At 64.1% G+C, this 8,915-nt stretch carries 6 protein-coding genes and 1 pseudogene; 3 read left to right on the top strand and 4 right to left on the bottom strand.

What is annotated here, in order from left to right; all coding sequences use genetic code 11:
* The first annotated feature begins 53 nt into the window (after positions 1–53).
* Positions 54–4,118: a PAS domain S-box protein gene (locus tag AC1DWI_RS06425; RefSeq protein WP_477724554.1), complete on the top strand. Its 4,065-nt coding sequence runs from the start codon at positions 54–56 to the stop codon at positions 4,116–4,118.
* Positions 4,119–4,413: 295 nt separating this feature from the next.
* On the opposite strand, the gene AC1DWI_RS06420 is transcribed toward AC1DWI_RS06425, so the two are convergent.
* Positions 4,414–4,965 (bottom strand): hypothetical protein, encoded by a 552-nt coding sequence (locus tag AC1DWI_RS06420; protein WP_477670324.1) that lies wholly within the window; start codon positions 4,963–4,965, stop codon positions 4,414–4,416.
* A 277-nt stretch (positions 4,966–5,242) separates the two neighbouring features.
* Entirely contained in the window at positions 5,243–6,094 is an 852-nt protein-coding gene (locus AC1DWI_RS06415) for a metallophosphoesterase (protein ID WP_477670740.1), read from the bottom strand.
* Between the two features lie 117 nt (positions 6,095–6,211).
* Here AC1DWI_RS06415 and AC1DWI_RS06410 point away from each other — a divergent pair, with 117 nt between their 5' ends.
* Positions 6,212–6,625 carry a DUF1801 domain-containing protein gene (locus AC1DWI_RS06410; protein ID WP_477670323.1) on the top strand — a complete coding sequence of 138 codons (414 nt, stop codon included), beginning with the start codon at positions 6,212–6,214 and terminating at the stop codon, positions 6,623–6,625.
* A 33-nt stretch (positions 6,626–6,658) separates the two neighbouring features.
* On the opposite strand, the gene AC1DWI_RS06405 is transcribed toward AC1DWI_RS06410, so the two are convergent.
* Positions 6,659–8,200 carry a sensor histidine kinase gene (locus AC1DWI_RS06405; RefSeq protein WP_477670322.1) on the bottom strand — a complete coding sequence of 514 codons (1,542 nt, stop codon included), beginning with the start codon at positions 8,198–8,200 and terminating at the stop codon, positions 6,659–6,661.
* Between the two features lie 190 nt (positions 8,201–8,390).
* On the opposite strand from AC1DWI_RS06405, the gene AC1DWI_RS06400 reads away from it, so the two are divergent.
* Positions 8,391–8,567 carry a hypothetical protein gene (locus AC1DWI_RS06400; RefSeq protein WP_431099058.1) on the top strand — a complete coding sequence of 59 codons (177 nt, stop codon included), beginning with the start codon at positions 8,391–8,393 and terminating at the stop codon, positions 8,565–8,567.
* A 135-nt stretch (positions 8,568–8,702) separates the two neighbouring features.
* On the opposite strand, the pseudogene AC1DWI_RS06395 reads toward AC1DWI_RS06400, so the two are convergent.
* A pseudogene (locus AC1DWI_RS06395) lies at positions 8,703–8,915 on the bottom strand (tripartite tricarboxylate transporter substrate binding protein); the annotation flags it as partial.

The following is an 8,915-nucleotide window of genomic DNA, read 5'->3' as shown; positions in this document are numbered from 1 at the left end:
GTGACCTGATGCGCGCTTGGCGCTGCATTGCAGTGAAAGGCACGAGGTAACGAATGCTGGGATGGCTGGGGCTGCGTACCCGTCTGGTTTTGCTGGTGCTGCTCGCGCTGCTCCCGCTGTTCGGCTTGCTCGCGTATTACGCCGAACAAGGCCGCCGCACTGCGCTGGAGCATGCACAGGTTGACCTGCAGGCCCAGGTCGCGCTGCTCGCCACACACCAGCATCGCACGGTGGACAAGGTGCATGAGCTTCTCAATGGCCTGGCCAGTGCGCCTCATATCAAGAGCCACGAGCCTGGACTGTGCGGGCAACAGCTGAAAAACATCCATCGGGAGCACCCCGAGTTCACCCATGTGGGCGTTGTTGCGCCGGACGGCCGGCTGGTCTGCAGCTCACTGGGCCTTCCCGCCGGCAGTATCCAGGAAGATGACCGGCCATTTTTCCTGCAGATCATGACCGGCCAGCGTTTTGCCATTGGGACCTACGGCATTGGCCGCAGCAGTGGCCTGCCGGGCCTGATCTTCGCCATACCGATCCACACCGATTCCGGCGCCATGGGGGGCGTGGCCTTTGCCTCCCTGGGCCTGAAGGCCCTCGCAGAGCCTTTGACCGCCGCCTCCATGATGTCGGGCGCAAGGCTGACGGTGCTTGACCGGGACGGCGTGGTGCTGGCCGTTTCCCCGCAGACACCTTCCTGGCTGGGCCGACAGCACCCGGACGCCGCCGTGCGCCAGGGCGTGCACACGCGTCACCTGGGTGTGCTGCATGCACCTGATGCGCAGGGAAGCCAGCGGGTCTACGCTTTTGCGCCGGTTTCCGTCGAAGGCCGCGATGGGCTATTTGTGGCAGTCAGTGTCCCGCAGGAAATCATCGGCGCAGAAAGCCGCGACAACCTGCTTTCGGAGCTGGCGGCTTTGCTCGCCATGGCCGTGGCAAGTGCAGCCTGTGCATGGTGGATAGGCAACCGCCTGATCGTCAACCCGGCCAAGGCGATCCTGAAAGAAGCCAATGAGGTTGCAGAGGGCAATCTGGGGGCGCGTGTCAGGCTGGGTCCGTTGTACCAGGGGGAGCTTGGCGACATTGGGCAGACCTTCAATCGCATGGCTGGCTCCCTTCAGGCGCGCCAGGAGGAGCTTGATGCCGTGCTCAGCCGCGTGGACAAGGAGCGCTCCTTGCTCGATCTCATTCTCAACAGCATGAGTGAAGGTGTAATCGCGGCGGACACCGAAGGTCGTTTCCTGGTGTTTAACGCGACGGCTCGCAAGCTCTTTGGCGTAGCGCCAGGCCCCGGCGTGCGGGTCGAGGACTGGCGCCGCGACCACGAGCTGCTGACGCTCGACGGAAAAACCCCCTTGCCGGCGTCGGAGCGGCCGCTGGCGCGCGCAACGCGCGGCATCAGTATCGACAACTGGGACCTGGTATTTCGCAGGCCCGGCGCCGAAGACCGGGTACTCAGGATGAGCACGCGGCCCTTGCAGGATGACGCCGGCACGCTGGTGGGCGGCGTCGCGGTGTTCAATGACATTACCAAGGTCAAGGCCGCGGAGGATTTTGCCCTGGCGCAGGAACAGGTATTGGCGCTGATTGCCGGGAGCGCGCCCCTGCAGCGCTCGCTCGAGGCCGTGGTGCAATTAATTGAGACGAGTTCCCCGGACAGCCTGTGCTCGATCCTGCTGCTGGACGGGCAACACCTGCGCCTGGGTGCAGCGCCCAGCCTGCCGGACAGCTACAACCAGGCCATTGAAGGCCTGCCGGTAGGTGAAGGGGTGGGTGCCTGCGGTACCGCGGCGTTTCGCAACGAGATGGTCGTGGTGGAAGACACCCAGCTCGACCCGCTGATGAAGGACTACCGGGAGATATTGCTCGCGCATGGCCTGCGCGCCTGCTGGTCCCACCCTGTGGTTTCGACCGACGGCGAGCCGCTGGCAACATTTGCCATCTACCACCGCTATCCATGTGTACCCCAACCGCACGATCTGGAACTGATCGACACTGCGGCGCGGCTGGCCGGTATTGCGCTGGTACGTGCCCGCGCCGAGGCGGCGCTGGTCAGCAGCGAAGCGCGTTTTCGTGAACTTGCAGAAAACATCAACGACGTTTTTTACAACGTGGATCCCCGCTCCGGCCAACTTCTCTATATCAGCCCCGGCTATGAGAAGGTGTGGGGCCGCAGCCGTGAGAGCCTGTATGCCAACCCCCTGTCATATGCCGACGCTGCGCTGCCGGAGGATCAGCCTTTGCTGAAGCTCGCCAGGAAGCGCAACCGCACTGGCGAATCCTCCGACATCGAATACCGCATCCTGTCCGCGGACGGCAAGCTCCGGTGGATACGCGACCACTCCTATCCGGTGCTCGATGCGTCGGGTGTCCTCGAGCGTGTGGTGGGCACCGCCCGCGACATTACCGACCGCAAGCTTGCCGACCTGGCGCTCGCAAACACCAACCGGGCCCTGCAGATGCTGAGCCAGTCCAGCATCGCCATCAACCGGATTGAAGACGAGGAGGCCCTGTTGGCCGAAGTCTGTCGTGTCGCCGTCGATGTGGGCAGCTACCGCATGGCCTGGGTGGGGTATGCACAGAACGACGAAGCGCGCACCATACAGCCCATGGTGCACGCCGGTAACGAGGGCGGGTACCTGACGGTGATCCGCCTGACCTGGCGTGATGACCAGGTTACGGGCCAGGGCCCCGCGGGCCAGGCCATTCGCACCGGGCTGCCCCAGCAAAGCGACATCAGCCGGGCCGACAATCATTTTTACTGGCAGGCCGATGCCATGAAGCGAGGCTACCAGAGCGCGGTTTGCCTGCCTTTGCGCGAAGGGTCCAGCAGTTTCGGCGTGCTATGCCTTTATTCGGCTGAGCCGCAGCAGTTCACCGCTGAAGAGGTCAAACTTCTGCAGGAGCTTGCCGACAACCTGGCGTTCGGCATCGTCAGCCTGCGTGAACGCCTGGAGCGCCAGCGCAGCCAGGAGGCCGCACGCCAGGCGGCAGTCAAGCTGCACGAACAGGCTTCGCTGCTGGACAGGGCCCAGGACGCCATCATGGTCCGCAACCTGGACCGGACCATACGTTTCTGGAACAAGGGTGCCGAACGCCTTTACGGATGGACAGCCGAAGAAGTGCTGGGCAAATCGATGGAAGAGTTCATGTACGAGGATCCCCAGGTGCTTGTGGGCGCCATGGCCCGCACGCTGGCCAATGAAGGGGACTGGACCGGTGAACTGGAGCAGCGCGCCAGGGATGGCTCAACGGTGGCCATCGAAGCACGCTGGACGGTGGTGCGCGACGAAGAAGGCAAGGTTAACGGGGTGCTCGGCATCAACACCGATATCCGCGAACGCAGGCGTGCGCGCGAGGAGATATTGCGGCTCAACGCCAGCCTGGAAGAGCGCGTGCAGCAACGCACCGCGCAACTCGAATTTGCCAACAAACAACTGGAGGCATTTTCTTATTCCGTATCCCATGACCTGCGCAGCCCGCTAAGTGCCATCGACGGATTCAGCGACCTGCTGCAGCGTGCCATGAACAAGTCCGACAGCACACCGCTGTCGGAGCGCAGCCGGCATTACCTGGCGCGCATACGGGCCGGGGTGGGGCAGATGGGGGAATTGATCGATGCGATGTTGACGCTGGCACAGGTGTCGCGCTCAAGCCTGCGTTGGGAGCCGGTCGACCTCAGCGCACTGGTCCAGGGCATCCTTGACGGCTACCGTGAACGCGAGCCCGAAAGGCCGGTGGCGCTCCATGTTGAAGCGGGCCTGACGGGGCAGGGTGACCCGCGCCTGCTCATGCAGTTGCTGGACAACCTGCTGGGCAACGCCTGGAAATTCAGCGCCAACCAGGAGCGCACCGAAATCACCTTCGGCCATGAGGTCGGCGAAGACGGGGAGACGGTTTATTTTGTCCAGGACAAGGGCGCCGGCTTCGACATGGCCTACGCGGAGAAGCTGTTTGGCGCGTTCCAGCGCCTGCATTCGCTGTCGGAATTTGCCGGCACCGGCATTGGGCTGGCCACGGTGCACCGCATCGTGGCACGGCATGGCGGGAAGGTCTGGGCCCAGTCATCCCTCGGGCAAGGCGCCACGTTCTATTTCACGCTGGGTGACAGGACTTTGTAAGGGGTGGAGCCCCCACGCTCCTCCACTGCGTGTGGGTCGCGAGGCCTTGCAGGCCGCAGCTCGCGAGACGCTTCGCCTCTGTCGCCCGTCCGAGCCTGCGCAGGCAGGCTCGGAGGCCGCTCGCCTGCAGTCCGGCAAAGTCGGTCCTGCGGCTCATGCTTGCATGAAGAGTTCGGCGGCGTAACCAGTGGGCGTATTTCACCAGTGGGGGCCGCGGGTCCGGCTTTGCCGGCCCCAGGCGCCGCCCCCTTGAGGGGGGAACAGGCTACACGCAGTGAGCCTGGACGGGGGTGGTTTAAAAGCTCTGCGGGCGCAGAGTTTCGCGCAGCGTCTGCGCTTTATCTGCGTCGAACTGGCCTTCAACCCGCGCCAGCACTTCACCCTGGCGGTTGACCACCACGGCGTAGACCTGGTCGGTGCCGTTGAGGCCGGCCGCACGCACAAAACTGGCTCGGTCGGTGAACACCGGCACCAGCCTGGCGCGCTCGGTATCTGCGGTGTAGTGCTTGAGCAACCTGTTTTCGACGGCGCTGCGCCCCGTCGGTGTGCCGGGGTCATTGACGATCGGCATGCGCATCCACGCGATGGACGAGTCGTTACGCAGGTTCAGCCCCTGGATCCAGCTCTCGGCCTGGACATGCTGGCCGCGCTGGAAGGTGATCAGTGCAAGGGTGCGGTCAGAGGGCAAGCCATCCGGCACGTTGACCGGCTGGCGCAGCAGTGTTTGCGCCATGAAAGCCGGCATGTGCCCCATGACGCTGGCCTCATTGGGTGATGCGAACGCAAACGCAAACGCGAGGCCGACGGCAAGCAGCCAGGCGCCAAGATAGGACACGTTGCTTTTCATGGTGCTCTCCCCAATGCGGGTGCGGTGCAGGAAGTCCTGCATGAACCCTTCATGCAAGATACATGCAAGCCGAACAGTGCGCAAACCAACAATTGGAACAAAGTGTTATCACTTTCGTGCTGACCCTTGGGTTCCGCGTTGCCGGTCGTGGTTGGGTTACGCGATGCGCAGGAAGTTCAAAAAAATGCCGCCGCCGTGTGCGCTGCGGCGCTACGACTTTAGTCACCAGCGGCACGTGGGCACCACGCCCATAAGAGGACGACTGAGTGCTTGAGTGCTATTGGCCGACGCGGATCAGCAAGTCGGGTAAAAACCCGTCCTGTTCATGCTTGCGCGCATAACCCAGCGGGTTCGCCACTACGCGGCAGCCGCGGCTGATGTAATTAATTACGCAATGCAGGTGCCCGTGCAGCCATAGGTCGGCCAGCGGCAGCAGGTCATCCAGCGTATTGCAAAAGCCCGCCGTACCCGGCACCAGGCCATAGCGCGGGTCGGCGCTCAGCAGGCTGGGGGCGAAATGCGTCACGGCCACAGTAGGCCCTTCAAATGGTACGGCCAGTGCCTGCCGCAACCAGGCCTGGCTTTTGAGGCCCTTTTCGCGCAGGTCGGCCGCCAGCAGTGGCTGGCCATCGCGAAAGGAATGGTTTTTTCCGAGATAAAAGTTGGCTGCGCGGAATGCTTTTTCGCGCGCTTTCAGTTGCTCGCCCGGCGTGATGTCCGATGCCTGGGCCTGGCCTGCGCTCAGGGCGTCAAAGTCGGTCCACAGCGTGCTGCCCACAAAACGCACACCCTGCAGCACCACGGTTTCACGTTCAAGCCAGACCATGCCCAGGCGCTCGCAGGTTTCGCGCAGCCGCACATGGGTTTCATCAAAGTCCAGGCCGTCGTATTCGTGGTTGCCCGGGACAAACAGCACCGGCGTCGGCCAGTCCGCACCGCCTTGGGCCAGAGGCAAGGGCGAAAACTGCCCCAGGCCGAAGTCGGCAATGCCCCTCTCGCCCAGCAGCGAGCCCTGCTGATAGGAGCCAATGTCGCCGGCCAGTACCAGCAGGTCGGCGCCGGGTACGGGCACGGCCTTGAAGTCGGGGTTGCTCTCGAGATGCAGGTCGGACAGGAGCTGGATGTTCACCCCGCCGATTGTGCGGGAAGACGGGGCCGGTTCCGGGTGGCGGGCTTTTTCGCTTGCGTCGCCCAGTGTCCGTGCGCTAGATTGCGCAGGCATGAAACAGGAACCAGGGAGCCACCGGTGACACCTATCCAGAACACAGCCGTCGCGCAGGCCTTCGCGGCCTACCCGCCACTGCTGCGGCGCAAGCTGATGGCCCTGCGCCAATTGATTCTGGACACGGCATTGGACACACCCGGCGTCGGCGATCTGGAGGAAACACTCAAGTGGGGCGAGCCGGCCTACCTCACGTCAGCCAGCAAAAGCGGCAGCACCATCCGACTGGGGCCGGTCAGATCCAGTCCAGCGCAGTACGCCCTGTACTTCAACTGCAACACCATGCTGGTGGACACCTTCCGCACCTTGTTTCCCCGCGAGCTGCGCTACGAGGGCAATCGGGCCATCGTGCTCGATGCGGCTGATCCACTGCCGAGGGATGCCTTGTCGTTCTGCATTCAGGCGGCGCTGACCTACCACCGGAAAAAAGGCCCCTGAAACGGCAAAACCGCCGGCGCCGGGCGGGGGGTGTCAGGCCAACGGCGCCAGCAGGCGCACGGTGAATGTCGTGCCTTGCCCGGGCCGGCTGGTGACTTCAATCTGCCCCTGATGCAGGTCAACGCATTCCTTCACGATGTGCAGGCCGATGCCGGTGCCGGAAATATTGCCGACATTGGTGCCGCGGTGAAAGCTGCCGAACAGGCGCGGCAGGTCGGCTTCCGGGATGCCGATGCCGTGGTCGCTGATGCGCAGGTGAATCTGGTCGCCCACGCCGCGAACGGCAAACTGCACCGGCGTGTCCGGGTCCGAATATTTCAGCGCATTGCCCAGCAGGTTGACCACGATGTGCCGCAGCAACTGCTGGTCCGCCGTGCGCGGCGCGTCCAGGCCGTCGCAGGTCAGCGACACGCGCGCGGCCTGCGGGTTGCCGCGCTCAAGCTCACCCATCACCTGCACCAGCCAGTCGGGCACGGCCAGCGGCGCGGCTTCGAACTGGAACTTGCCCAGCTCCAGGCGGCTGGTCAGCAGCACCTGCTCGACCATGCTGTTCATGCGGGCCACCGCCGTCTTGATCTGCCCCAGCAGCTCCCGGCGTTCGCTGGCCGGAAAGCTGGCCCCGTAGGCATCCAGCAGCTCCACAGACGACAGGATGGCGGCCAGCGGCGTGCGGAACTCGTGCGATGTCACGGCGACAAACCGTGACTTCAGCTCCGACAGCTCGCGCTCGTGCGCCAGCGCCTTGCGCATGTCTTCCTCCGCCTGGCGCTTGCGCGTGACATCGGTCAGGAAGTTGAGCGTGGCGGGCGCGCCCTGCCATTCAAACATCACCGCGCTGATCTCAAGCCAGCGTATGGCGCTGCGGCTGTGCTGCACGCGAAACTGGTAGTAGTTCTCCACCGGCTCGCCGCGCAGGCGCTTCATGTGATTGCTCAGCACCTTCTCGCGGTCGTCGGGGTGGATGAATTCGATAAAGGGCAGGGACTTGGCGGTTTCCTCGTCCAGCGAGGTCAGCTCCAGTGCCTTGGGGTTGGCATACAGGATGCGCCCGGCCGCCGTGACAAGAATGCCCTCGCTGACGTTTTCCACCACCGCGCGGTACTTGGCCTCGGAGTCGGTGCGCCGGCCGATCTCCACACGCAATTGCTTGGAAGTGTCGAGCTGCCAGGTGATGTTGTTGGCCAGGTGGATAACGCGCAGCAACTGCCCCGAAGGGCTGTGCATGGGCAGCGCGCGCTGGCTCAGCCGGGCATTGCCGCCCTGGGGCCGGATGACCCTGTACTCTTCGCTGCGCTTCAGGGGGCTGGTTTGCAGGCTCAGCACCCGCTCGCGGTCTATTGGGTCCACATGCTCCAGCCATTGCCACGGCCGGTCTGCCAGGGTGTCGGCCGACAGGCCCCAGAACGCCTCGAACGCCGGGTTGGTATAGGTGATGCGGCCAGTTTGCGGGTCCCAGGACCAGAGCATCGCGTCAATATTCGAGGCGATCTGCCGCAGCAGCGCCAGCGCCCCGTCCGGCGATGAAGCAGGGGTCTCAGCCGTGGGCAGGGAAGAGGGATTTGGGGGATGGGCCACAGCCCAAGCATAGCCGCCGGCTCCGTGAAGTTTTCCCCGGAAATCACGTAGAAATGACCTGCATGTGCCGCCGCGGAGCACGGCATGCATTTTTTGCATGGGTTTGGGGCCCGGTTAGGCTTGAAACCCTAGGGAAAACCCTTATTCTTCATTCACCGCAACTTTTTCACCCCATGAAGGTGACCCTGACATGTACAGCCTGATTTCCCAGATCGCCCGTTTCCTGCCCGCCGCAACCCGCGTGGCCCCTGTGAACGGTGTGGCCCACAACCTGATGGAACGCGCCGAAGCACGCGCCGGCCGCAATCCGTTGCAGGCCCAGGAACTGCGCAGCGCCGCCTACGCTTACCTCAGCGTGGTTCGCTGAGCCCCCACGCTTCCCCACTTCGAGCCTGCGGCGCGCTGCCCCTTTCCTCACGTATGGGGCCGGCCGCCTTGCGGCTGGCAACGCCAGACCGCGGCTTCAGCTGGTAAAGACGGGGCCTTGTTCGGGCGGATGCGGTCAGAGCTTAACCCCTGCTCCTTTGACGGCGGGCGACAGTACGGCCACCTGCTCCCTGACGAAGCCGGTGAACGCCGCCGGGCTCATGGGCTGGGTGGTGATGCCCAACTCCAGCATCTTCTTTTTGATCTCCGCCGTTGCCAGTATTTCGTTGCAGGCGCTGCTCAGCCGTGCCACGACGTCGGCCGGCATGTGCGCCGGACCGCTCAAACC

It is taken from the genome of Polaromonas sp. P3_C2 (assembly GCF_056402675.1).
The sequence above is the reverse complement of the archived record's forward strand: the minus strand, read 5'-3'. Positions and strand labels throughout refer to the sequence as shown.